This is a genomic window from Saccharopolyspora sp. NPDC049357 (genome assembly GCF_040677225.1).
Lineage (GTDB): Bacteria > Actinomycetota > Actinomycetes > Mycobacteriales > Pseudonocardiaceae > Saccharopolyspora.
Window position 1 is genome coordinate 182,756 of sequence record NZ_JBFAQJ010000001.1, and the last position, 23,227, is coordinate 205,982.

21 protein-coding genes and 1 pseudogene are annotated in these 23,227 nt (G+C 68.1%); 5 read left to right on the forward strand and 17 right to left on the reverse strand.

Going from position 1 to position 23,227, the window contains the following annotated elements; genetic code table 11:
- Positions 1-137 precede the first annotated feature (137 nt).
- A complete protein-coding gene (gene pabB, locus AB0J91_RS00845) occupies positions 138-1,307 on the reverse strand; it encodes an aminodeoxychorismate synthase component I (RefSeq protein ID WP_363862551.1) in 1,170 nt (389 codons plus the stop codon).
- Positions 1,304-1,651 (reverse strand): annotated as a pseudogene (locus AB0J91_RS00850) (formyltransferase family protein); the annotation flags it as partial. The gene pabB and the pseudogene AB0J91_RS00850, both read right to left, overlap by 4 nt.
- Before the next feature lie 73 nt (positions 1,652-1,724).
- Between AB0J91_RS00850 and AB0J91_RS00855 the strand changes: the two are divergent.
- Complete coding sequence (locus tag AB0J91_RS00855) at positions 1,725-2,399, forward strand: GntR family transcriptional regulator (RefSeq protein ID WP_363862553.1); 675 nt, start codon at positions 1,725-1,727, stop codon at positions 2,397-2,399.
- A 17-nt stretch (positions 2,400-2,416) separates the two neighbouring features.
- Here AB0J91_RS00855 and folP read toward each other — a convergent pair whose 3' ends face one another.
- The 14 genes from folP to AB0J91_RS00925 all read right to left on the reverse strand — a co-directional run bounded on the left by folP (position 2,417) and on the right by AB0J91_RS00925 (position 18,577).
- A complete protein-coding gene (gene folP / locus AB0J91_RS00860; RefSeq protein ID WP_363862556.1) occupies positions 2,417-3,286 on the reverse strand; it encodes a dihydropteroate synthase in 870 nt (289 codons plus the stop codon).
- Positions 3,283-4,161: a bifunctional 5,10-methylenetetrahydrofolate dehydrogenase/5,10-methenyltetrahydrofolate cyclohydrolase gene (locus AB0J91_RS00865; RefSeq protein WP_363862559.1), complete on the reverse strand. Its 879-nt coding sequence runs from the start codon at positions 4,159-4,161 to the stop codon at positions 3,283-3,285. The genes folP and AB0J91_RS00865 overlap by 4 nt, the downstream gene beginning before the upstream one ends.
- Positions 4,158-4,778, reverse strand: coding sequence for a cyclodeaminase/cyclohydrolase family protein (locus AB0J91_RS00870; protein ID WP_363862562.1), 621 nt, complete (start codon positions 4,776-4,778; stop codon positions 4,158-4,160). The genes AB0J91_RS00865 and AB0J91_RS00870 overlap by 4 nt, the downstream gene beginning before the upstream one ends.
- Before the next feature lie 142 nt (positions 4,779-4,920).
- Positions 4,921-7,395, reverse strand: a complete 2,475-nt coding sequence (locus tag AB0J91_RS00875; protein ID WP_363862565.1) for an FAD-dependent oxidoreductase — start codon at positions 7,393-7,395, stop codon at positions 4,921-4,923.
- A gap of 97 nt (positions 7,396-7,492) precedes the next feature.
- Positions 7,493-8,089 (reverse strand): sarcosine oxidase subunit gamma family protein, encoded by a 597-nt coding sequence (locus AB0J91_RS00880; protein ID WP_363862568.1) that lies wholly within the window; start codon positions 8,087-8,089, stop codon positions 7,493-7,495.
- Entirely contained in the window at positions 8,082-10,862 is a 2,781-nt protein-coding gene (locus tag AB0J91_RS00885; RefSeq protein WP_363862571.1) for a 2Fe-2S iron-sulfur cluster-binding protein, read from the reverse strand. The genes AB0J91_RS00880 and AB0J91_RS00885 overlap by 8 nt, the downstream gene beginning before the upstream one ends.
- A complete protein-coding gene (locus AB0J91_RS00890; protein ID WP_363862574.1) occupies positions 10,859-11,170 on the reverse strand; it encodes a sarcosine oxidase subunit delta in 312 nt (103 codons plus the stop codon). The genes AB0J91_RS00885 and AB0J91_RS00890 overlap by 4 nt, the downstream gene beginning before the upstream one ends.
- Positions 11,171-11,188: 18 nt before the next feature.
- Positions 11,189-12,427: a sarcosine oxidase subunit beta family protein gene (locus AB0J91_RS00895; RefSeq protein ID WP_363862577.1), complete on the reverse strand. Its 1,239-nt coding sequence runs from the start codon at positions 12,425-12,427 to the stop codon at positions 11,189-11,191.
- On the reverse strand, positions 12,424-13,725 hold the full coding sequence (gene glyA, locus AB0J91_RS00900) for a serine hydroxymethyltransferase (protein ID WP_363862580.1): 1,302 nt from the start codon (positions 13,723-13,725) through the stop codon (positions 12,424-12,426). Before glyA ends, AB0J91_RS00895 begins: the two co-directional genes overlap by 4 nt.
- A gap of 117 nt (positions 13,726-13,842) precedes the next feature.
- Positions 13,843-14,469, reverse strand: coding sequence for an MBL fold metallo-hydrolase (locus AB0J91_RS00905; protein WP_363862583.1), 627 nt, complete (start codon positions 14,467-14,469; stop codon positions 13,843-13,845).
- On the reverse strand, positions 14,466-15,554 hold the full coding sequence (locus AB0J91_RS00910) for an S-(hydroxymethyl)mycothiol dehydrogenase (RefSeq protein ID WP_363787770.1): 1,089 nt from the start codon (positions 15,552-15,554) through the stop codon (positions 14,466-14,468). Before AB0J91_RS00910 ends, AB0J91_RS00905 begins: the two co-directional genes overlap by 4 nt.
- Before the next feature lie 200 nt (positions 15,555-15,754).
- The gene (locus AB0J91_RS00915) at positions 15,755-16,900 is read right to left on the reverse strand and encodes an aromatic ring-hydroxylating dioxygenase subunit alpha (RefSeq protein WP_363862586.1); all 1,146 of its coding nucleotides are present in this window, start codon (positions 16,898-16,900) and stop codon (positions 15,755-15,757) included.
- A 142-nt stretch (positions 16,901-17,042) separates the two neighbouring features.
- The gene (locus AB0J91_RS00920; RefSeq protein ID WP_363862589.1) at positions 17,043-18,218 is read right to left on the reverse strand and encodes an FAD-dependent oxidoreductase; all 1,176 of its coding nucleotides are present in this window, start codon (positions 18,216-18,218) and stop codon (positions 17,043-17,045) included.
- Positions 18,218-18,577: a bifunctional 3-phenylpropionate/cinnamic acid dioxygenase ferredoxin subunit gene (locus tag AB0J91_RS00925; protein ID WP_363862592.1), complete on the reverse strand. Its 360-nt coding sequence runs from the start codon at positions 18,575-18,577 to the stop codon at positions 18,218-18,220. Before AB0J91_RS00925 ends, AB0J91_RS00920 begins: the two co-directional genes overlap by 1 nt.
- Before the next feature lie 121 nt (positions 18,578-18,698).
- On the opposite strand from AB0J91_RS00925, the gene AB0J91_RS00930 reads away from it, so the two are divergent.
- From AB0J91_RS00930 to AB0J91_RS00945, 4 genes are all read left to right on the forward strand, one after another.
- A complete protein-coding gene (locus tag AB0J91_RS00930; RefSeq protein ID WP_363862595.1) occupies positions 18,699-19,484 on the forward strand; it encodes an IclR family transcriptional regulator in 786 nt (261 codons plus the stop codon).
- A 136-nt stretch (positions 19,485-19,620) separates the two neighbouring features.
- On the forward strand, positions 19,621-21,060 hold the full coding sequence (locus tag AB0J91_RS00935) for an MFS transporter (protein WP_363862598.1): 1,440 nt from the start codon (positions 19,621-19,623) through the stop codon (positions 21,058-21,060).
- Positions 21,061-21,265: 205 nt separating this feature from the next.
- Positions 21,266-21,514, forward strand: coding sequence for a hypothetical protein (locus AB0J91_RS00940; RefSeq protein ID WP_363862601.1), 249 nt, complete (start codon positions 21,266-21,268; stop codon positions 21,512-21,514).
- Between the two features lie 116 nt (positions 21,515-21,630).
- Complete coding sequence (locus AB0J91_RS00945; protein ID WP_363862604.1) at positions 21,631-21,876, forward strand: hypothetical protein; 246 nt, start codon at positions 21,631-21,633, stop codon at positions 21,874-21,876.
- Positions 21,877-21,913: 37 nt separating this feature from the next.
- Here AB0J91_RS00945 and AB0J91_RS00950 read toward each other — a convergent pair whose 3' ends face one another.
- Positions 21,914-23,149 carry an oxygenase MpaB family protein gene (locus AB0J91_RS00950; protein WP_363862607.1) on the reverse strand — a complete coding sequence of 412 codons (1,236 nt, stop codon included), beginning with the start codon at positions 23,147-23,149 and terminating at the stop codon, positions 21,914-21,916.
- Between the last annotated feature and the right edge of the window lie 78 nt (positions 23,150-23,227).

The window sequence follows — 23,227 nt, forward strand, 5'->3', positions numbered from 1 at the left end:
GAGGTGCCTCGCTCCGCGCGAGGCACCTCGTCGATCGCCGGGGTTCAGCACACCTCCACGTCCGGAAAACCGGATAAGCGCCCGAATTCCAGTGGAAGCCGGGCCGGTGGTCCTCCACGTGGAGCGATCTCCTGGGCCTATCGCGGAGCTCCCTCGATCCCGGGCGAGGAGGCTCGCGCGTGACCGCGGCGACGGAGGATCTCAGCTTTGACGAGCAACTCACGATGCTCCGCGTCCGCATCGGAGCTCCACGTGATCCCACCACCAGTGCCGTACTGGACTCGGCCGGCTTCACGATCGACGACCGCCGTGCGAATGGCGACGTTGAACCGCGCTCTGACCGAGGCCGACGGCGGTGCGAACCAGCCGACGGCACCGCAGTACACCCCACGCGGATCGGGCTCGACCTCGCGGATGAGGCGCATCGTGCTGACCTTCGGTGCACCGGTGACCGAGCCGCAGGGAAACAGGGCCCGGAAGAGCTCGCGCAGACCAGCATCAGGACGCAGCCGCGCGGTCACGTCCGAGGTGAGCTGGAGGACGGTGGGATACCGCTCCACCGACAACAACGACGGCACCCTGACGCTGCCCGGCACCGCGACCCGCGCGACGTCGTTGCGCATCAAGTCAACGATCATCACGTTCTCAGCCCGTTCTTTCGCGCTTCCGCGCAACGCGCGTTCCAGGGCCAGATCTTCCTCCTGATCGCGGCCGCGGGGCGCGGTTCCCTTCATGGGCCGCAACAACACCTCGTCGCTTCGCAGTTCGAAGAACAACTCCGGGCTCGCACTGGCGATCGCGAACCGCCCGAGGTCGAGGTACGCGTTGTACGCACCGCATTGGGCGGTCGCCAGGTCCCGGTACAACCCAGCCGGGTCACCGGCGAACCTGCCGCGCATCCGCACGGTGAGGTTCGTCTGGTAGGTCTCCCCCGCCGCGATCCTCTCACGAACCCGATCCACCAGGACCCGATGCTCCACCGGCGACCAGTTCGGCTCCCATCCGACGTCGAAGTCACCCGCCTCGGCACGACCGCACACCGCGGGGATCGGCGTTGGCGGCCCGGTGATACCAAACCAGGCCAGCGGCAACCCTTCCTGCGCAGAGTGGACCGCGAGATCGGGATCCAGTCCTGCCGCGGCCTCGTACGCCAGAAACCCGAAGACCCACCGACCGTTCGACGTCGCCCGGTCCACCAGGTCGAGAACCGGTGCCACCTCCTCCGGCTGGTGCGTGATCAGCACACCGGACGGTGCCGGGAACCGAAGCGCGGTGCCCGCGCGGAGATCGTCGAAACGAGCGGTCATGGGAAGACGACCGCGCTGTGGCCGTTGAGCGGCACGCGACGCTCGCAGTGCCAGCGCACCGCGCGGGACAGCGCCTGCGCGTCACGTCCCACGGTTCGCAGCGCGCGGGGGTCGTGGTCGATGCGGATGACCTCCTGCTCGATGATCGGTCCCTCGTCCAGGTCTGAGGTGACGTAGTGCGCGGTGGCGCCGACCAGCTTCACACCGCGATCGTAGGCCTGGTGGTAGGGCTTGGCGCCCTTGATGAACCCCGCGGGGAAGGAGTGGTGGATGTTGATGGCGCGGCCGTGCAGGGCCTTGCTCGTCTCGTCGGAGACGATTCGCCTGTAGCACGCTGGGACCAGTTAATATATCAGTATGGATACAAAAGATACATCAAGGGTAGGATGCATGGACCAGCGGATTCCCGCCCCTACGATGTCTTTCGTGACCACCGCCCCGCACGAGCTCGAACCAGCCCCCACCTCGATGGCCGAACGCGCGTACGCCGCCATCCAGGACCAGCTGATCATGCTGGACATCCCGCCGATGTCGCCCATCGACGACCTGGCACTGAGCGAAGCCCTCGGCATCGGCCGCACACCCGTCCGCGAGGCGCTCAAGCGACTCGAAGTCGACCGGCTGGTGGTCTCCTACCCGCGCCGCGGCACTTTCGCCTCCGGTGTCGACATCACCGACCTCGCCTCCATCTCCGACATCCGCGTGCACCTCGAGCCGCTGGCCGCCCGCCGCGCCTCCGAGAACGCTTCGGAGGTCATGCGCGCCGAGCTGACCGAGCTGGCCGAGGTCATTCAGGACGACGACGTCGTGCTGAAGTCCCGCCCTGAGCTGATGCAGTGGGATCTGCGGGTGCACCGCTCGATCTACCGCGCCGCCGGCAACCCCCACCTGGAAGACACCCTGGTGCGGTACAACAACCTCGCCACGCGGATCTTCTGCGTGTTCTTGGATCGGGTCACCCATTTCGACCGGCACGTCGACGAGCACGTCGGCCTGCTGCGAGCAGTCGCAGACGGTGAGAGCCGGGAAGCCGAGAAGATCGCCGAAGACCACGTCGCCGGATTCGAGAAGGCGATCCGGGCGATCATGTGACCGCCCGGCACGCCCACTCATCCCTCGACGGCGCCGAGCACCTTGAGCACGTCGACCGTGGCCGCCACGTCGTGCACCCTGAGCACCTTCGCCCCGCGCTGCGCCGCCAGCACGGCGGCGGCGACCGACGCCGCCTCCCGGTCCCCGACCGGCCGTGCTGTGATCTGGCCGAGCATCGCCTTGCGGGACAGACCGGCCATCACAGGTGCGTCGAGCTCGGTGAACGAACTCAGCGAGCGCAACAACGCCAGGTTGTGCTCGAGGGTCTTGCCGAACCCGAACCCCGGGTCGATCACGATGTGCTCGCGCGGGATCCCCGCGCTCACGCACGCATCGATCCGCTCCCGGAGGAACGAGGCCACGTCGACGAGCACGTCCTCGTAGCTCGGATCGTGCTGCATCAGGTTCGGTGGCCTGAGCATGTGCGACAAGCACACGGGCACGCCCAGGTCCGACGCCATCTCCAGCGCACCGGGATGGCGGAGCGCACGCACGTCGTTGATCAACGTCGCACCCGCGGCCACGGCTTCCCGCATCACCTCCGGTCGTGAGGTGTCGACCGACAGCGGAACGTCCGTCTGCGCCGCCAGCTTCTCGACGACCCCCACCACGCGGTCGAGCTCCTCAGCGACACTGGGCGGGGACGCACCCGGCCGAGTGGATTCACCGCCGATGTCGAGGATGTCGGCACCCTCTTCGACCAAGCGGAGTCCACGCCACGCGGCAGCGCCGCTGTGCCAGTAGGCCCCGCCGTCGGAGAACGAATCCGGCGTGACGTTGAGGATTCCGCACACCAACGTGCGCGGACCGCGGAGCAGTCGCAGCAACTCCTCGACAGCAGCCGCAGGCGCCCGCGGAGCTGCGGTGGCGGCGGGCGGGCCTGTCATGTTCGGCTCCGCGAAGCCGACTCGATCGTGTGCCGGAGCAGCAGCGCTGTCGTCACCGGCCCCACTCCGCCGGGAACCGGAGTCAACCCGGCCACCGAACCCGCCACGCCCGCCTCGTCGACGTCGCCGGTCAAACCGCCGTCAGCTGTCGGATTGGTTCCCACATCGATCACGACAGCACCGGCGTCGACGTGCTCAGCGCCGATCAAGCCGACCCGGCCGACGGCCACCACCAGGACCTCAGCGGGGCGAGTGTGCGCGGCGAGATCACGAGTGTGGCGGTGGCACACGGTCACGGTCGCATCGCGCTGCAGCAGCAGTTGCGCTGCCGGCTTGCCGACCACGTTGGAGCGTCCGACGACGACGGCCCGACGGCCTGCCAGCGGAACCGCGTAGTGGTCCAGCAATTCCATCACCGCTGCGGCGGTGGCCGGCACGAACGCGGGCATGCCGGCGCTAAGTCGCCCCAACGACACCGGATTGGCACCGTCGACGTCCTTGTCCGGGACGATCGAAGCCGCCAGGTCTTCGACGGACGCTCCGCCGGGCAGCGGGGTCTGCAGCATGATTCCGTGCACTGACGCGTCCTCGCTCAGCTCGGTGAGCCGGTCGCGGATCTCATCGGGTGTCGCTTCGGAGCCCAGATCGACTATGTCGCAACGGATTCCCGTTTTCGACGCGGCCTTGGCGATCGAGCGGACGTACCAGGCGGTGGATTCGTCGTCGGTGGCCACGACGACCGCCAAGCGCGGCGGTGTGCCGGCTCTCGCGAGCGTCTCCGCTGCCGCTGTCACCCCGGCACGGATCTCCTTGGCCAGGGCCGCTCCGCTGAGCACTGCCGTGGCCGGTTCATCGGAAACCAGTTGTCCTGTCATCGTCCGATTACCTCCCGTACTGCGGCGGTGACCTTGTCCGCGCGCGCGGTGATGTCGTCGACTTCGGCGATCGAGGTGATCAGCTCGGTGCGCTCCTCGGCGCCGCTGATCCCGTTGAGGTTGACCTCCACGTTCACGCGCGCGGTGGTCGCCGCCGCGCGGGCGGCTTCCGCAGCAGCGGCGATATCGCTGATCACGTTGCGATTTCCGATCGGCAGCAGCTCTTCGGCCAAGCCGACGACCTGCTCGGCAACGGCAACCACCCTCGCGGGAACCCGACCGGCCTCGACCAGGGCAGCCGCGATCGCTCGCGACCGGGCCTCCTTCTGCTCGTCGGTGGAGCGCGGGAGCGCGTAGGCCGCACCGACCGCGCCGAAAGCGGAGGCGTCGTCTTCGGCCAACGTCAGCGCGAGCTCGCGGAGCTGATCGGTGTCGTTCCGCACCGCCGTGATCGTCGCGGCGTGTTCGGAGTACTTCTCGCCGTCGCTGTAGCGGGCGACCATCGCGACCAGCGCGGCGGCCTGAGCAGCGTGCAACCCGGCGCTCGCCCCACCTCCCGGGGCTGCCACCCGGTCTGAGAGCGAGCCCAGAAAACGTTCGAGGGTTTCCATGCGCATGGCATCGGTCCTTCTTCTCTGCGTGCTGGGAATGTGATCGCAGGACTCGTGCGGCAGTCCGGTTGCGCTTCCGGGACCGACGAGGGATGGGGTGGGGTGCGCGGCCACCGACCCTTTTCAGACCGCGCACCCCGGCTTGGGGTCAACGGCGAATGCGGGTCATCTCCGGATCGACCAGCGGCTCGACGGCGACGGTGGCGCGCACCTTCCGGTCGAAGTACTGGATTTCCACCGAAGTCCCCGGCGTGGCCGAGGCAGGCAGCCATGCGTACGCGATCGGCTTGCCGATGGTGTGGCCGAAGGCCGCCGACGTCACGTAGCCGGCAGGCTCGCCGCCGACGAAGACGGGTTCGCTGCCGAGCACCACGCTGCGGCCATCGTCGATGGTCAGGCACGAAAGGCGTCGGGTGACGGTGTCAGCGCTGAGGTCGGCGACCGCGTCGTAGCCCACGTAGTCGGTCTTCTTCTTGTTCAAGGCGAACCCGAGGCCGGCCTCGTAGGGGTTGTGCTCGGTGGTCATGTCACCGCCCCACGAGCGGTATCCCTTCTCGAGGCGGAGGCTGTTGAACGCGGCACGTCCCGCGGCGATGACGCCCAGCGGCCGTCCGGCCTCCCACAGCGCGTCCCAGAGCCGCTGTCCGTACTCGGCGCTGGTGTAGATCTCCCAGCCGAGCTCACCCACGTAGGACAGCCGCATCGCGGTGACCGGGAGACCGGCGATGTGCGCGTGCTTGAGGCGGAAGTACTTCAGCGCCGCGTGGGAGAAGTCGTCACCGCTCAAGGACTGCACCAGGTCCCGGGCCAGAGGACCCCACACACCGATGCAGCACGTACCGCCGGTGATGTCGCGGATCTGGACGCTGCCGTCGTCCGGGGCCTCGCGCAGGAAGTGATCCATGTCCAGGTTGCTGTTGGCCCCGACCTGGAACAGCTGCTCACCCAGCCTGGCAACGGTGACATCGGAACGAACACCGCCGGCCTCGTCGAGCATCAGGGCATAGGTCACCGAGCCGACCGACTTGTCCATCTTGCCGGTGGTCAGGCGCTGCAGGAACGCCACGGCCCCAGAGCCGCTGACCTCGATGCGCTTGAGCGAGGTCATGTCGTACATGGCGACCGCCGTGCGGGTCTTCCACGCCTCGGCCGCCGCGATCGGCGAGTGGAACATCGCCGACCACGCATCGCGCGACGGCGGCTGCCACTCGGTCGGCAGCTCGGTCACCAGGCGCGCGTTGGCCTCGTACCAGTGCGGCCGTTCCCAACCGTGCGATTCCAGGAAGAACGCGCCCAGTTCCTTCTGCCGCGCGTGGAACGGACTCACCCGCAGGTCCCGCGGTGAGAACCTCGGCTGCAACGGGTGCCGGACGTCGTAGATCTCCACGAAGTTCTGCTGCGAGGTCTCGTCGACGTAGGCATCGGTGGTTTGAATCTCGTCGAACCTGTTGACATCGCAGCCGTGGAGCTCGGTCTCACTGCGGCCGTGCACCAGCAGCTGGGCGACGGCACGGGCGACGCCGGCGGAGTGGGTCACCCACACCGCTTCAGCGACCCAGAACCCGGCCACGTCCGGCGACTCGCCGACCAGCGGACCGCCGTCGGGCGTGAAGGAGAAGACGCCGTTGAACCCGGAGTCGATCTTCGCACTCCGCAACGACGGGAGCAGCTCCTTGCTGTGCTCCCACGCGGCGGCGAAGTCCTCCTCGGTGAACGGCAGCATCGAGGGCATCGCCGCCTCGCTGACGCCATCGCCGTCGACCTCGGGCAGCTCCGACAGCTGCGCCGGCATCGGGCGGTGGGCGTAGCTGCCGATGCCGAGGCAGTCGTCGTACTCCCGGAAGTAGAGATCGCGGTCCTGGTGGCGCAGCGCCGGCAGACTCGCCTCGGTCTGCTCGTCGTTGCGCCCGACCAACTCCGCGATCTGCCCGGTGCGGGCGAACTGGTGGGCCAGCGGGAGCAGCGGCACCTTCATGCCGACGAGCTCGCCGACTGCCTTGCCCCAGAAACCGGCGCAGGAGACCACGACGTCCGCGGCGATCTCCTCGCCGCCGTCCGTGCGCACTCCGGCGACGCGGCCGCTGCGCTGCACGACCTCGGTCACGCGGGTCGAACCGCGGAACACCGCTCCACGCGCCTCAGCGCGGCCGATGAGAGCAGCGACGGCTCGGGGCGACTTGGCCAGTCCGTCCGTGGGCGTGTGGAGACCGCCGAGCACGCGCTCGCGGTCCAGAAGCGGGTGCAGCTCCGCGCACCGCTCCGGCCCGACGACCTCGCTGGGAACGCCCCAGGACGTCGCCCAGCCCTGCTTGCGGTGCAGGTCGGCGAGCCGTTCCGGGGTGGTCGCGACTTCGAGGCCACCGACCTGGTTGAAGCACCGGGCGCCGTCCACCTCGATGCTGCTGAACTTCTCGACCGTGTAAGTCGCGAACTCGGTCATGGTCTTGGAGGGGCTGGTCTGGAAGACGACGCCGGGTGCGTGCGAGGTCGAGCCACCGGTGAGCGGCAGCGGTCCCTGGTCGAGGACGGTGACCTCGGTCCAGCCGCGCTCGGTGAGCTCGTCGGCGAGATTGGCGCCGACGATCCCGGCGCCGATGATGACGACACGAGGGGTGGTGCTCATGGCGGGGGGCGCTCCTTAACTGGGGGTCTGGCGTGACCGCGCGGAGGATGCTCTGGGGGGGAGGTCGGCCGTGCCCACGGTCACGGCCGACCCCGTGCTACTCGGTGGTGCGCAATTCCTCGGCCGTGTCGAGGAGCCAGTCCGCGAGATAACCCGCGAACGACGGCCGGACGAAGAGCCGGAAGTCATCACCGTCGCCCAGGGCGAGGATCAGCACCCCGGCCTGCCCGATGCTGGTCTGCGCGCTCGAGCCCTTCGGGAACGCGGCGGGTCGCAGGTCGAGCGAGCACCCGAACGAGAGCAGTTCGCGCGCCTGTCCGCCGCTCACGCGGATCCCGGTGCGCTGCGCGGACACGTCCACGGCCGCGCCACCGTGCGCGGACACGACCCTGACGAGTGAGCCCTCCAGTTCGTGCGGCCGGAAGACCTTGCTCGTCACGAGCCATTCGTCCGGACCGAGCCAGACGATCTGCCCCTCACGGGTGGAGGTCCAGGTGTTGGGTTTGACCGGGAGCGCCGAGCCCAACGCGTGCTCGACCGCCGCGGAACCTGGACCGGCGGGATCGATGCGCAGATCCACCGCGGACACGAGTTCCTCGGGTTTGACCGCCAGGCCGTCGATCGACCAGGTCAGCGCGGCCAGGGCGTGCTTCCAGTCGTCCAGGGGGTGCGTAGCGCGAAGCGCATTAGCCATCTCGGCGCGCTCCTTCCGGGTCCACGAGCACGGTTTCGCCGATCTCCGCCTCGACGAGCGCACCGTCCACCGGGACGTGCACCAGATCGCCGACGCGGGCACGGCCGTTCTTCACCAGCGCCAGCGCGAACGGCCGGCCGAGCTCGGCGCTGTGATAGCTGGACGTGACATGTCCGAGCATCGGGACCGGTGGCTCGGGAAGAGTTCCGTCCGCTCGGAATTCCACGATCTGCGAGCCCTCGCGCAACTTGGTGCGCCGATCCGTCGGGAGCAGCGAGACGAGTTGCTTCCGCAGCGGATTCAGGTTCTCGGCACGGGAGAACGAGCGCTTGCCGATGAAGTCTTCCTTCTTCTTCGACACCACCCAGTTCATGCCCAGGTCGTGCGGGGCGACCGTGCCGTCGGTGTCCTGTCCGATGATCGGGTAGCCCTTCTCGGCGCGCAGCACGTGCATCGTCTCGGTGCCGTACGGCGTGATGCCGTAGCGCTTGCCCGCTCCCAGCAACCGCTTCCACAGCGAAAGTCCGTACCAGGAGTTGACGTTGACCTCGTACGCCAGCTCGCCGGAGAACGAGATCCGGGCGACTCGGACGGGAACGCCGTCGAGATTCGTGTCCTTCCACGACATGAACGGGAACGCGTCGTTCGACACGTCCAGGTCGCGGAACACCTCGCCGAGCACCTCACGCGAACGCGGCCCGACGACCGGGAAGACCGCCCACTGCTCGGTGACCGACGCGAGGTGCACCTGCAGCTCGGGCCATTCCGTCTGGAGCCACTCCTCCATCCAGTCCAAGACCTTCGCCGCTCCGCCGGTGGTCGTGGTGACCAGGAAGCGGTTCTCCGCGATGCGCAGGACCGTGCCGTCGTCGATGATCATGCCGTCGTTGCCGCACATGACGCCGTAGCGCACCCGGCCGACCTTGAGGGTGCTCATCATGTTCGTGTAGATCCGGTCCAGGAAGGCACCTGAATCCGGCCCTTGGACATCGATCTTGCCCAGCGTGGAGCCGTCGAGGATGCCGACGCCTGACCGGGTTGCCGCGCACTCCCGCAGCACGGCGGTGTCCATGTCCTCGCCGGGCTCCGGGTAGTAGCGGGCTCGCTTCCACTGACCCACGTCCTCGAACACCGCACCGGCGTCGACGTGCCAAGGATGCACCGCGGTGATCCGCTCGGGGTCGAACAGGCCGCCGCGTTCGCGCCCGGCCAGGGCCGCGAAGGCCACCGGTGTGTACGGCGGCCGGAACGTCGTGGTGCCCAGGTCCTCGATCGGACGGCCCAGCAGTTCGGCGGTGATGCCGGAGGCGATCACGCCCGAGGTCTTGCCCTGGTCATGCGCCGTGCCGATCGTGGTGTAGCGCTTGACGTGCTCCACCGAGTGCAACCCGGCGCCGACCGCGCGGGCGATGTCGCTCACCGTGGCGTCGCGCTGGATGTCGACGAACTGCTGGGCCGCGTCTCCGTCGGTCCGCCAGATCACCTTCGTCGGTGTGCGCGGCGGCTCCGCATCGACCGCCGGCGCCTCCGCACCGGCTCCGGCCCGCACGACGCCGTCCAGGTCGAGGGTGCCGTTGGCCGCACCGATCACCGTGATGCCGGGCAGGCTTCCGGCCGGCCGGAACGAACCGAGCGCGGCGTCGTAGGTCAGCGCGCCCTTGACGTGGCTGAACAGGTGCACCGCCGGGTTCCAACCACCCGAGACGAGCAGCAGGTCAGCCGCGATTCGCACCTCCCCACCAGGCTTGCGCGCGACCACCGCGCCGACGTGTTCCTCGCCTTCCGCGCGGATGACCACCGTGGACGCGGAAACCTCGACACCGCTGGCCGCCGCCCGCTCCGCCCAGTCCGGCGGCAGTTCGTCCCGGGCGTCGAGGACCGTCACGGCCGCACCGGCGGTGGAGAGGTCGATCGCCGCGGAGTAGGCGGCGTCATCGCTGGTGAACACGACGACCTGCCGCCCTGCGAGCACGCCGTAGCGGTGCAGGTAGTCGCGCGCTGCCGATGCGAGCATGATTCCGGGGAGGTCGTTGTTGTCGAACACGATCGGACGCTCGTGGGCACCGGCTGCGACGACGACCTTCAGCGCGCGGATCCGATGCACGCGTTGACGACTGCGGTTCGACGGAGCTGCGGAACCGGGGTGATCGGTGCGGCGTTCCAGCGCGAGCACGAACCCGTCGTCGTACTGGCCGAACGCAGTGGTGCGCTGCAGGTGCAGGACCTCCGGGTTCGCGGTCAGCTCGTCGACGACCTCCGCCACGAACTCCAGCGCCGACCGCCCACCGATCCGCTCAGCACCGGTCAGACTGCCACCTGCGGTGGCGCGATCGTCGACCAGGACGACGCTCTCCCCGGCGCGGGCGGCGCTGCGCGCGGCGAGCAGCCCGGCCGGGCCTGCGCCGATCACGAGGGTGTCGACGTGGGTGTGCTTGCGGTCGTAGCGGGCGGGATCGGGACGCTCGGCCAGACGCCCCTGCCCGTTGACGCCGCGAGCCACGAGGCCGTCGGTGAGCTCGACCGCGGCAGCCTGCAGCATCGGTTCCGGGAAGGGCTTCTCGATCTGCACCAGGCCCGTGGCGTCCTCGGTCCACGCTGCGCCGATACCGCGCGGCCGTCCCAGCTTCACGCTGGTGCCGACGTGGTGGACGTCGTTGGCCAGCAGGGCGGAGGCCAAGGTGTCGCCCGGGTGGCCGGTGTAGGAGCGCCCGTCGAAGGTGAAGGTGAGCGTGCGACCGCGGTCGATGCGGCCATACCCGTCGACCCGGCTCATGCCCGCACCTCCGGCTTCGTCGATTCCACGCCGGGAACGTCGGGCACCGGTTCACCGACTCGGTAGATGGCCAGGAACTCGTACGTGCGCGTGTCCCGGACGGCGTTGAACCAGCGCCGGCAGCCCGTGCTGTGGCACCAACGCTCGGGGAACGGCCCCTTGTCGTTGTCGCGGTAGAACACGAACTCGGCCCATTCCCGGTCCGACAGATCAGCAGGGCTCTGCGGGTAGGGGACGTCGGCCTGGCCGCCGTAGTGGAACTCGACTTCCTCGCGGGGGCCGCACCAAGGGCAGTGGATCAGTTGCATGGCTAGCAGTCCTCGGTTTCAGTGGGCGACGGCAGCGGCGCCGTGTTCGTCGACGAGCGCTCCGGTCGTGAAGCGGTCGAGGCTGAACGGCGCGATGTGCGGATGCGGTTCGCCGTGGGCGATGGTGTGCGCGTAGCACGTCCCGAGCCCCGGCGTGACCTTGAACCCTCCGGTCCCCCAGCCGGAGTTGACGTAGACGTTCTCGAACGGTGTGCGCCCCACGATCGGGCTCGCGTCCGGGGTGACGTCGACGATTCCCGCCCAGCTGCGCAGCAGGTGTGCGCGGGCGAAGACCGGGAACAGTTCCACGGCAGCGGCCATCTGCCGCTCGATGATGTGGAACGCGCCGCGCTGCCCGTAGCCGTTGTAGGAGTCCACGCCTGCGCCCATCACCAGCTCGCCCTTGTGCGCCTGGGAGACGTACACGTGCACGGCGTTGGACATCACGATCGTCGGGTGCACCGGCTCCAGCAGCTCCGACACCAGCGCCTGCAACGGGTGCGACTGCAAGGGAGCGCGAACACCGAGCTTGTCCAGCAGGACGGAGGTGTGCCCGGAGGAGCACAGCGCGACGGTCCCGCAGGCGATGTCACCGCGACTGGTGCGCACGCCGGTCACCCGTTCACCGTCCACGGTGAACCCGGTGACCTCGCAGTCCTGGATCAGGTCGATCCCGGCCTCGTCCGCACTCCGGGCGAACCCCCACGCGACGTAGTCGTGCTTGGCGATCCCCGCCCGGGGCTGGTAGGTCGCGCCCTGCACCGGGTAGCGGATGTCGTCGGAGACGTTGACGATCGGGCAGACCTGCTTGACCTCGTCCGGGCCCAGCCACTCAGCGTCGATGCCGTTGAGCTTGTTGGCCTCGACCCGGCGCACCGAATCCCGGATGTCCTGCTCGGTGTGGGCGAGGTTGAGCACACCGCGCTGGGAGAACAGGATCGGGTAGCCGAGTTCGTCCTCGAGCCCTTCCCACAGCTTCAAGGCGTGCTCGTAGATCGCGGCCGATTCGTCCCACAGGTAGTTGGAGCGGATCAGCGTGGTGTTGCGGGCCATGTTGCCGCCCGCGAGCCAACCCTTCTCCAGCACGGCGACGTTGGTGATGCCGTGGTTCTTCGCCAGGTAGTGCGCGGTTGCCAGACCGTGCCCGCCGCCACCGATGATGACCACGTCGTAGGACTTCTTCGGCTCCGGGTTGCGCCAGAGGAAATCAGGGTGTTCGGGCAGGTCCGCGCCGGGAGGCGTGGAGTTCGTGTTCATGCCTGCAGCTCCGGGTACAGAGAACGGCTCTGGGCGAGTTTCGCGACGCGCTCGGTGAGGGCGTCGAGACCGGCTTGCGGTGTCTCGGGGCGCAGCGTCAGCGCGATGATGTCCGCGACCTCGCGGAAGTCCTCGTCGTCGAAGCCACGCGCGGCCAGCGCGGGAGTTCCGATGCGGACGCCGGAGGAGACCATCGGCGGTCGCGGGTCGAACGGGACCGCGTTGCGGTTCACCGTGATGCCCACCTGGTGCAGCCGATCTTCGGCTTGCTTCCCGTCCATCTCGGAATCGCGGAGATCGACCAGCACCAGGTGGACGTCGGTTCCACCGGACACCACGCCGACGCTCTCCTCCAGCGACAGACGGTCGGCCAGGATTCTCGCCCCGGCCAGGGTGCGCTCCTGCCGCTCGCGGAAGGCGGCCTCGCCGGCGAGCTTGAACGCCACCGCCTTGCCCGCGATCACGTGCTCGAGCGGACCGCCTTGCAGGCCCGGGAAGACGCTGGAGTTCAGCTTCTTCGCCAAGCTCCCCTCAGCGAGCACCACACCGCCTCGCGGTCCTCCCAACGTCTTGTGGGTGGTCGAGGTGACCACGTGCGCGTGCGGCACGGGTGACGGGTGCAGACCGGCTGCCACCAGTCCGGCGAAGTGGGCCATGTCCACCATCAGGTAGGCACCGGCCTCGTCGGCGATCCGCCGGAACTCCGCGAAGTCCAGGTGCCGCGGGTAGGCCGACCAGCCCGCGATGATCAGCTTGGGCCGCCGTTCCTTCGCCAGCCGCTCCAGCTCGTCCATGTCCACGAGGTGGTCGTCCTCGCGCACGTGGTACGAAGCGGCGTCGAAGTACTTCCCCGAGAACGTCAAGCGCATTCCGTGCGTCAGGTGCCCGCCGTGCGCGAGGTCCAGGCCGAGGAAGGTGTCGCCCGGCTCCAGCAACGCGGCCATCACCGCGGAGTTCGCCTGAGCTCCGGAGTGCGGCTGCACGTTCGCGTAGTCGGCTCCGAAAAGCGCTTTGACCCGGTCGATGGCCAGCTGCTCGATCTCGTCGACGTTCTCGCAACCACCGTAGTAGCGACGCCCCGGGTACCCCTCGGCGTACTTGTTGGTCAGCACCGAGCCCTGGGCCTGCATCACGCTCAGCGGCGCGAAGTTCTCGCTCGCGATCATCTCCAACGTGTCGCGCTGCCGAGCCAATTCCCGGTTGACGGCCGCATGGACCTCCGGGTCCGTCTCCGCCAAGGGAAGACCGAGCGCGTTCTCGACGCTCGCCACCCCGTGACGATCAACCGTTGCGGACATGCGGCCACCTCCTGGTGTATCTGTGTTCCGTGATTGATATATCAGTTACATGTCAAAGTAAGGGCCGTCGCGAACTCGGTCAAGAGTCCGCGACGACCTCTCGCGAATACCCCGGGGTCAGTACCCCCGAGCTCTCCACTCCTCCAGATGCGGAGCCTCGGCCCCGATGGTGGTGGAGCCTCCGTGCCCGGTGTGGACAGTCGTCTCCCCCGGCAGGGCGAGCAAATCGCGGCTGATCGAGCTGATGATCGTGTCGAAGCTGGAGTAGGACCGTCCCGTGGCCCCGGGCCCGCCTTGAAACAGGGTGTCCCCGGTGAAGATCGTCCTCAGCTCAGGCGCGTGGAGGCAGACCGAGCCCGGCGAGTGCCCCGGCGTCGACAGGACGCGCAACTCGATACCAGCCACCGTGATGACCTGCCCGTGCGACAGCTCCCGGTCCGGTTGCCGGTCGGGGTGCGCCAGCTTCCACAGCGGAGCTTCGGCCGGGTCGAGCAGGATCGGCGCATCGAAGCTGTCCGACAGAACCGGCGCCTGGTTGACGTGGTCATCGTGGGCGTGGGTGCACACGATCGCCGTCAACCGACGATCGCCGATCCGCTCCGCGACCGCATCCGCGTCGTGCGCGGGGTCGATGACCAGGACCTCACGTTCGTCGCCGATGAGCCAGACGTTGTTGTCGACCTCCCAGGTGCCCCCGTCCAAGGAAAAAGTACCCGAGGTGACCAAGTGCTCGATCGGGCTCACACGACCACCACCGAACGCAGCACGTCACCGCGGTGCATCTTCTCGAAGGCGTCCTCGACCCCGTCGAGGGAGATCTCCTCGGTCACGAACTTCTCCAGCGGCAACCGACCCTGCAGGTGCAAGTCGACCAGCGCGGGGAAATCACGTGAGGGCAGGCAATCGCCGTACCACGAGGACTTGAGCGCACCGCCGCGGCCGAAGTACTCGATCAACGGCAGTTCCGGCGCCATCATGTCCGGCGTGGGCACACCGACGAGCACGACCGTGCCGGCCAGGTCGCGGGCCTCGAACGCCTGCTTCCAAGTCTCCGGGCGCCCCACGGCATCGACCACCACGTCGGCGCCGTATCCGCCGGTGTGACTCCGGATGGCCTCGACGACGTCGGCTTCTCGGGCGTCGACGACATGCGTGGCGCCGAACTCCCTGGCTTGGTCGAGCTTCCGCGGGTCTCGGTCCACCGCCACGATCGTGCTCGCTCCTGCGAGCTCCGCACCCGCGATCGCCGCATCACCCACGCCTCCGCAGCCGATGACCGCGACCGAATCACCGCGGCCCACGCCCCCGGTGTTGATCGCGGCGCCGATGCCTGCCATCACGCCGCATCCGAGCAAACCCGCCACTTGCGGCTTCACCCGCGGGTTGACCTTGGTGCACTGCCCGGCGGCCACGAGGGTCTTCTCCGCGAACGCTCCGATCCCCAGTGCCGGGCTCAGCTCCTCACCCGATGCCAGCGTCATCTTCTGCGTCGCGTTGTGCGTGTCGAAGCAGTACTGCGGCTTGCCCTTGCTGCAGGCACGGCACTGCCCGCAGACCGCGCGCCAGTTCAGGATCACGTAATCACCCGGGGCGACGTTGACGACGCCCTCGCCGACCGATTCCACGATGCCTGCGGCCTCGTGCCCGAGCAGGAACGGGAACTCGTCGTTGATCCCGCCCTCCCGGTAGTGCAGGTCCGTGTGGCACACCCCGCACGCCTGCACCTGCACGACGGCCTCACCGGGACCGGGGTCGGGGATCACGATCGTCTCGACCGTGACGGGTTTGCCCTGCGCGAGCGAGACGACTCCGCGGACCTCTTGTGGCATAACGCCTTTCTCCTTCTTCGCGATTGCTCCTCGACCACGGACGCGCCTTCCGACGTTCGACCGCAACCCGTGTTCCGGTTGCGAGGCCGCAGACCGAGGGCGACAACGCAGTTCCGGCGCCCACTGTGACATGCGACTGGTATATCAGTCCAGAGCGCAGTGCGGGCTTTTCACGACACTTTCCCGGCGCCTCGCGGGCCTCAGCCTGCGACAGCGGAGGCCACCCAATCCCGGAACTCCCCGATGTGGTGCTCGCTGGGGACCAGCACGCCACCCGAGGCATAAGCCCGCGAGGACATCGCCGGCTGGCAGCGCTCGCACGCGTCGAAGTCCTGCTGGTTCACCCGGTGGAAGAGCTCCACCGAACCGGAGAGATCGACACCGCTGTCGATGACCTCCTGGGTGTACAGCCAGTCGCACTCGACGATCGTCCGGTCCACGGCCACCGGGTACATCCGGTGGAAGATCACGTGGTCCGGGACGAGGTTGATGAACACCTGCGGGTTGATGGTGATCGCGTAGTAGCGCCGGTCGTGGTCCTCGTCGACGCCGGAGAGGGTGCCGAACCCGCCCTGGCCGTCGACGGTGAAACCGGTGACCTCCTCGCCGAACTCCGCCCCGTGCCCCACGAAGTACTGCGCGGCGTATCCGTCGGCGAATTCGGGCAGCACTTCGGTCAGCTCGGGGTGGATCGTCGCGCAGTGGTAGCACTCCATGAAGTTCTCGACGATGAGCTTCCAGTTCGCCTTCACGTCGTAAGTGATCCGCTTGCCGACGACGAGTTCGTCGATTCCCCAACCGTCGATGGCGGAGGGATCACCCATCCTGGCCGTGACCGCTCCCCGCACGGTGTCCTCGAAGGAAGGCGGCTCGTCGGCGAGGCAGACCCAGACGGTTCCGAGCCACTCCTTCAAGGTGACGCCGATCAGGCCGTACTCGTCGCGGTTGACGTCGTTCATGGAATTCAGGTTCGGTGCCGCGATGAGCGAACCATCGAGGCCGTAGGTCCACGCGTGGTACGGACACTGCAAGGACTTGCGCACCGATCCGGTCTCCTCGGTGCACAGGCGCGCACCGCGGTGGCGGCAGACGTTGAGGAAGGCTCTCAGCGCACCGTCGCGACCGCGCACGATCAGGACGCTCTCCCCTCCGACGTCGACGTTGCGGAAACTGCCCGGCGAGGGGATGTCACTGCTGCGGGCCGCGGCGAACCAGTTGCTCTGGAAGATCCGCGACTTCTCGAGCTCGAAGACCGCTGCGTCGGTGTAATGCGATCCCGGCAAAGTCGCGATCAGACTGGACGTGGATTCCAGCTTCCCCTGGCCGTGGGCGTCGACAGAGCTCACGAAAGATCCTTTCCTCCTACTGCGATGCGGTCATGAGCAGTCGGCGCGGTTCCGAAGGTGCGAAGGGTTCGAGGAACCCTGCGAGCCCGATGAGCACCCGAGAGCCGCAGCCCTGGCAGGACGAACCGACTGCGCGAATGCGTCACCGCCCGGCCGACTGGAAACCAGCAAGCTGGCGGCGCCACCTCCCGAACGAGCGGGCGCGATCGATCCCGAGAACCCCCTCCGGGTTGCCGTCTTGATCGCGGTAGAGCACGAGGAAGTCGAGCGATTCGAGGCTCCCCTCGATCACTTCGACCTTGGAGCTCTCGGTGCGGCGACCGGCGAACTGGATCTTGTGGCCGTACTGGTCCGACCAGAAGTACGGCACCTCGTGGTGAGCCGGCGGCACGTAGTCCCGGCCGAGGAGGGCGGACACCGCGACGACGGGCTGCTGCAGAGCATTGGTCCAGTGCTCCAGGCGGCGCGACGCACCGAGGAAGTTGCGGTGGGAGTTGGCGCAGTCCCCCACCGCGACGACGCCGGGGACGTTGGTCAGGCCTCGCGCCTCGGTCACGACGCCGTCGTCGAGGTCGACGCCGGACCCGCGCAGCCATTCCACGCACGGTTCCGCGCCGATCCCGACCACCACCACGTCGGCGGGCAGCTCGCGACCGTCGGACAAGCGGACGGCCCTCACCTGCTCACGACCGACCAGTTCGGCCAGAGCAGCGCCGGTGTGCAGCCGCACGCCCTTCGTCGCGTGCAACCCGGCGCAGACCTCGCCCATCTCCGCACCGAGCGGCTTCAGCAGCGGCACCGGCGCGGATTCGACGACATCGACTTCAACGCCCAAGCCCACCGCCGTCGAGGCGATTTCGGAACCGATGAACCCCGCCCCGATCACGACCAGGCGGGCTCCCACGACCAGCTCGTCGCGCAGCGCCCGCGCGTCGTCGAGCGCGCGAAGGGTGTGCACGCCCTTCGGCAGGTTCCAGGGCAGGTTCTTGGCCCGGGCGCCAGTCGCCAGCACCACGCCGTCGGCCACGATCCGGTCGCCGTCGCCGAGCACCACCGCCCGATCACCGGTGTCGAGAGCGGTCGCCGGGTTCCCGAGGCGCCACTCCGCGCGCAGCTCGTCGTCCTCGGGCGTCGCCAGTGTCAGGTCCTCTTCCGAAACCGTCCCGGCCAAGAAGTCCTTCGACAGGGGCGGGCGATCGTAAGGCGCGTGGGCCTCGTCGCCGACCACGACGATGCGCCCCTCGAATCCCTGATCGCGCAGGGATCGGGTAGCGGTCACCCCGGCGAGGGACGCACCGACAACGGCAATGGTCTGCATCAACGAACCCCTTCGCCAAGCACTCCGGCAACGTCCGCATCAGCATCCGCGCCAACCTCGATCGTTTCGCGCACGAACACCTGCCCGTCGACGATGACCACCTCATGCGTTCGCACGGGTTTCCGCGCGGGCGGGCCGCTGGGTTTTCCGGTGCGGAGGTCGAAGCAGGCGGCGTGCAAGGGGCACTCGACCGCGCAGTCCTCGAGCCAACCGTCCGAAAGCGACGCATCCTGGTGGGTGCACGTGTCGTCGATCGCGTAGAAGGTGCCGTCCGCGTTGAAGACCGCGATCGCCACGCTGCCCTGCACACGTACTGACTCTCCGACCGGGATATCGGCCGCCGCGCCAACTAAGATCATCGTAGCTCCTGTTGCTGATTGCGGAACACGACGTGCGATTCGCAACAGAGCATCCGGCACGTATCGTTTGCCGTCAATTAACCGACCCCAAATCAACCCGCGCTGATTTCGGAGTTGCAGGATGCACAACAAGAGCGAGGTCACGGGGACCGCAGAACCCCGGACCGCCACCCAGGCCGTGGAGCGAGCCCTGTCCATGCTCGTCCTGCTGGGGCAGCGCGGACCCTCCGGCGCCACCGAGCTGGCGCGCGAGCTGGGCGTGCACAAGTCGACCGTGTCCCGCTTGATGACGACCATGGAGAAGTTCCGGTTCGTCGAACAAGTGGGTTCTCGCGGCAAGTTCCAGCTCGGCTTCGGCATCGTCCGGCTCGCCGGCGCCACCGCGGCACAGCTGGACATCGCGAGGGAGGGCAAATCCGTCTGCACCCGACTGGCCTCCGAACTGCGCGGGACCGTGAGTCTCAGCGTCCTCGACGGCGGAGGCGCCACCACCGTCACCCAGGAGCCGAGCACGGAGCGCAACTGGATCGGGCTCCGACTACCGCTGCACGCGACCGCGAGCGGGAAGGTGCTGCTGGCGCACTTCGGTTTCGAGCAGCTCGAGGAAGTCCTGCGGCAACCGCTGCCCCGCTTCACCGAACGCACCATCGTGTCGCGCGGCGCCCTGACGGCCGACCTCAACCGGGTGCGCGATCGCGGTTGGGCGACCGCGTGCGGGGAGTTCGAGGCCGAGCTCCTCTCCGTCGCCGTCCCCGTGCGAGGGCCGGGCGGGCGCGTGGCTGGAGCGCTGAGCGTCACCGCCGACAGCGATCACCTCCGCGCGACCGATTTCCCCGCCATAGCGCGAGCTCTCGGCGAGGCCGCCGAGGAGATCCTCGACCGCTTGCAGCAGCTCGCAGGCCCGTAGCCGCATGGGAGAACCTTGACCGCCTTAGACACATCTATTACTTTGCACAGATATATCAGCTGCGTGCACCGAAGGTGACCATGCGTCGAGCTCCTCGAACGTCCCGATCGGACGTCCCGCCGAACGGACCGGCAGGGTGAACGGCACGCCCGTGCCATCGGGGGCGGGCGGCAAGTTGGCCATCGAGGACGCGCAGACGATTCGTCGCGCGACGACGGCTGCGGCCTTGAGCAACGTCGCCACGTGGTACGACTTCGGCACCTATTCCTACATCGCCATCGCCCTCGACCGGGTCTTCTTCCCCGATGCCGGCGAGTGGGCACCGGTGCTCACCCTGGGCACCTTCGCCGCCGCGTTCCTGGTCCGCCCACTCGGCGGAATCATCCTAGGACCGCTGGGGGACCGCTTCGGCCGAACCAGAGTTCTGTCCGCCACGGTCTTCCTGATGACATTTGCGACCGCGCTGCTCGGGCTCGTCCCCAGCTACGGTTCGATCGGCATCGCAGCGCCGCTGATCGTGCTGTTCATCCGCATGCTGCAGGGCTTTTCGGTGGGCGGCGAGTACATCGGAGCCCTGACGCTCGTCGCCGAGTACGCCCCGGATCGGAGGCGAGGCACCCTCGGGAGCCTGCTGGAATTCGGCACGCTCATCGGGTACATGTTCGGCGCTGGTATCACCTCGATCCTGGTGGCCGCACTGCCGGAAGACGATCTGCTGACGTGGGGTTGGCGGCTTCCCTTCATGCTCGCCCTCCCGCTGGGCGTCACCGGGCTCTACCTCCGGATGGACCTCGAGGAGACCCCGGCGTTCCGGCAGCAGATGGAGCGCTCGCCGGCGATGGCCACCATGGCGCTTCGCCGCGTCTTCCAGATCTTGGCGAAGCACTACCGCTCTGCGGTTCTGATCGCAGGTGGGCTGATCGTCGCCTGGAACGTCACCAACTACGTGCTGACGAACTACGTGCCGACCTACCTGACGACGACCCTGCCCGCCCACGGCGAGAGCGGAACCAGCGGCGCGTTGTCGGCCACGCTGCAGGTTGCCGTCATGCTCGCGATGCTGATCGCCATCGTCTTCGTCGGCAAGCTCAGCGACCGGATCGGCAGGAAACCCATCCTGCTCACGGGAAGCGTGTCGCTGATCCTGTTCGGCCTTCCTTCGGTGTGGCTGCTGCGGACAGGCCTTCCCGGTCAGGTCTGCGGCCTGCTGATCATGGGTTTTGCGCTGCTCTGCTTCGCAGCAGTAACACCGTCCACCCTGCCCACGCTCTTTCCCACGTTCATTCGCTACGGCAGCCTCGCCATCATCTTCAACGTCTTCGTGTCAGCCTTCGCCGGGACCGCACCCACGGTCATCGGAGTCGCGGTCACCACGACCGAGAACCTCGACTGGCCCGGCTACTACCTCATCGGCGCAGGAGCGATCGGGCTGGCGAGCACTCTCCTCCTCAAAGAAACGGCCGGAAGGCCCTTGACCGGAGCGGCACCACTCACCTCGAGCGCAGACCTGCCCTCTCCCCCGCTCTCCGAAGACGGCGTGCCCATGGAAAACCCGCTCAAGGACCGGCCGGAGTGACAACACCTCAGCCCCAGCGACCGAGCACCTCCTCCCTCCTCAGCAGTCGGCAGAAGCGGAGAGAGCACCGCCTTTCGTCACCGTGACCAAAGGCCTGCTGCCCCGGGGCCAAGTATTTTCCGGTGTTCGTTCGGGTCGAAAGGCCCGAACGAACATCCACCACACGTCGGATACTGCAGTGAGCAACCGCAGCTAAGGGGCATCGATGACCGAGATCATCGGGCGGTGGCAAGCGGGGCATTCCGACTGGCTTCCTATCCCACCGTACGAGATCATCCTCGAACTGATTCCGCCGAAGTGGCTCCTCACCTACCTGGTCTTCGGCGAGCGGAAGGCGCTCATCGGGTTCGACACCGAAGAAGAAGCACGCCGAAACGTGGTCTGGCTGAAGACTCGGTGCCCTGTGTACGACGACGACTGGATCGACTTGACGCCGCAAGTTCACGACCCGTAGCCGTCGGCCGTAGCGGGACGACGGTCGAAAGACGAAGCCTCCGCCACTGGCGGGCAGTGCTCAGGGGGATTTGGACCCTGCACCGCCCGGGGTCCCGGGTCGTAGCGTTCGTAGTCATGTTGCGGCGGACCGAGGTCACCATCGAAGCTCAGACCTGGGTGTTCACCACAGCGCAGATCGGTGTCGATCCGGTGACCGGCGAAGAGGAGTACGAGACGACCATCGCCGCGCCCTGCACCGAAGTCGCCAAGCCGGCCCGGCGCTGCCTCACGCAGCAACGGGCGCACCAAGTCCATCAGATGTTCGTGGATGAGTTCGTCGCGACCGCACACGGCTACGCGGACATCAACTCCTATCCGTAACGATGACTCACGATCTTGATTTCCGTCCACACGGGGATCACTCCGGTCGGTTCCCGGTGGGGATGACGATCTTCGTCTCCTCCCCCTTGGTGAGGTAGAAGTAGATGTACTGGCGGGCGGCTTCGTCGAGCGCCCAGGCGGCTTCGGGGACCGCGGGAGCAGTGATGAGCCCCTCTCGGAACTTGACCACGAAGGGCCACGCTTCCGGGATCACCCTGTCCCACACGGGTTCTCGCGGGATGCCGTCCCAGTCGGCGGCCTGGTCACCGACGAGGTAGCGAGCGAGGGCGTTGCACATCGGGCGACTCACGCTGCCGGGGCTGGTCTGCTCCGCGAGCTGGCCGAGCAGGACGTCGGTGAGCCTGACGCCCTCCGGCGTCGGCCCCATGTTGCGGGCCAGGACCTGATCGGACTGGGCGTAGGCCGCGTCCCAGGTGGCGGGGATGTACTGGTCGGCGATGCCGAGCATGTGCGCGGTCACCTGCCAGACGTGCAGGTAGGCCTCGGCCTCGTCGTCGGTGATCGGCACCTCCCACTCGCGCATCGTGCGCATCGCGAAGGTCGGCAGCGTGTGCCAGGTGACCAGCATGTCCTCCTGGCTGATGGGGATCTCCTCGTCGGCTCCCGCGCCGTTTCGCCAGTGCGGCGACTGCGGCAGCAGATGCCGCACGCCGGCGTGCACCAGCCTCGTCTTCACGCACTCGATCACGCACGTGCCATCAGGTCGGTAGGCGTTGAGCGCGCCGACCGAGAACCCGAAACGGCTCGTCTTGGCGACCCGATCCTCCATGTCGGCGCCGCCTGCGGAGTGGTAGACCGCGCGCGCTTCCTTGGGGATCGCCGTCGCGAGGATGCCACCGCCGGGCCCGTTGCACAGGTTGAGGTAGATCCCGCGCGCCTTGTTGAACTCGGCCGCGGCTTCGAGCTTGTCGCGATCGGCCCACGACGGCAGCTGCCGGGCGCGTTCCAGGAAGTCCCGCACATCCGCGGGAAGCCCATCGGGCAACGCCTGGTCATTGCGCTCCCAATCCCACAGCAGCTCGTTGACCCTCGGGATCAGACCGCGCTCGAACAGCGACGCCAGCAACGGATCACCCTCGGCGTCCCACACCCAGTGCGGATCCGCCCCGGATCCCGACCCGGCCACCGACCCGGTCGGTGACCAGTTCCACCCGACCAGCGCCCGCGCCTGCGCCGGGGACGCCGCCACCAACGCGCCCAGCGCCGTCGCGCCACCAGCCAGCAACGCCGCGCGTCTGCTCAACTCCGCCATGCTGCACGCTCCTCTTCGAACCGGGGATGACCGGGCCCCCCAGAACACCGGTCGTGGTCATGGGCCCGTCCTGCTCGT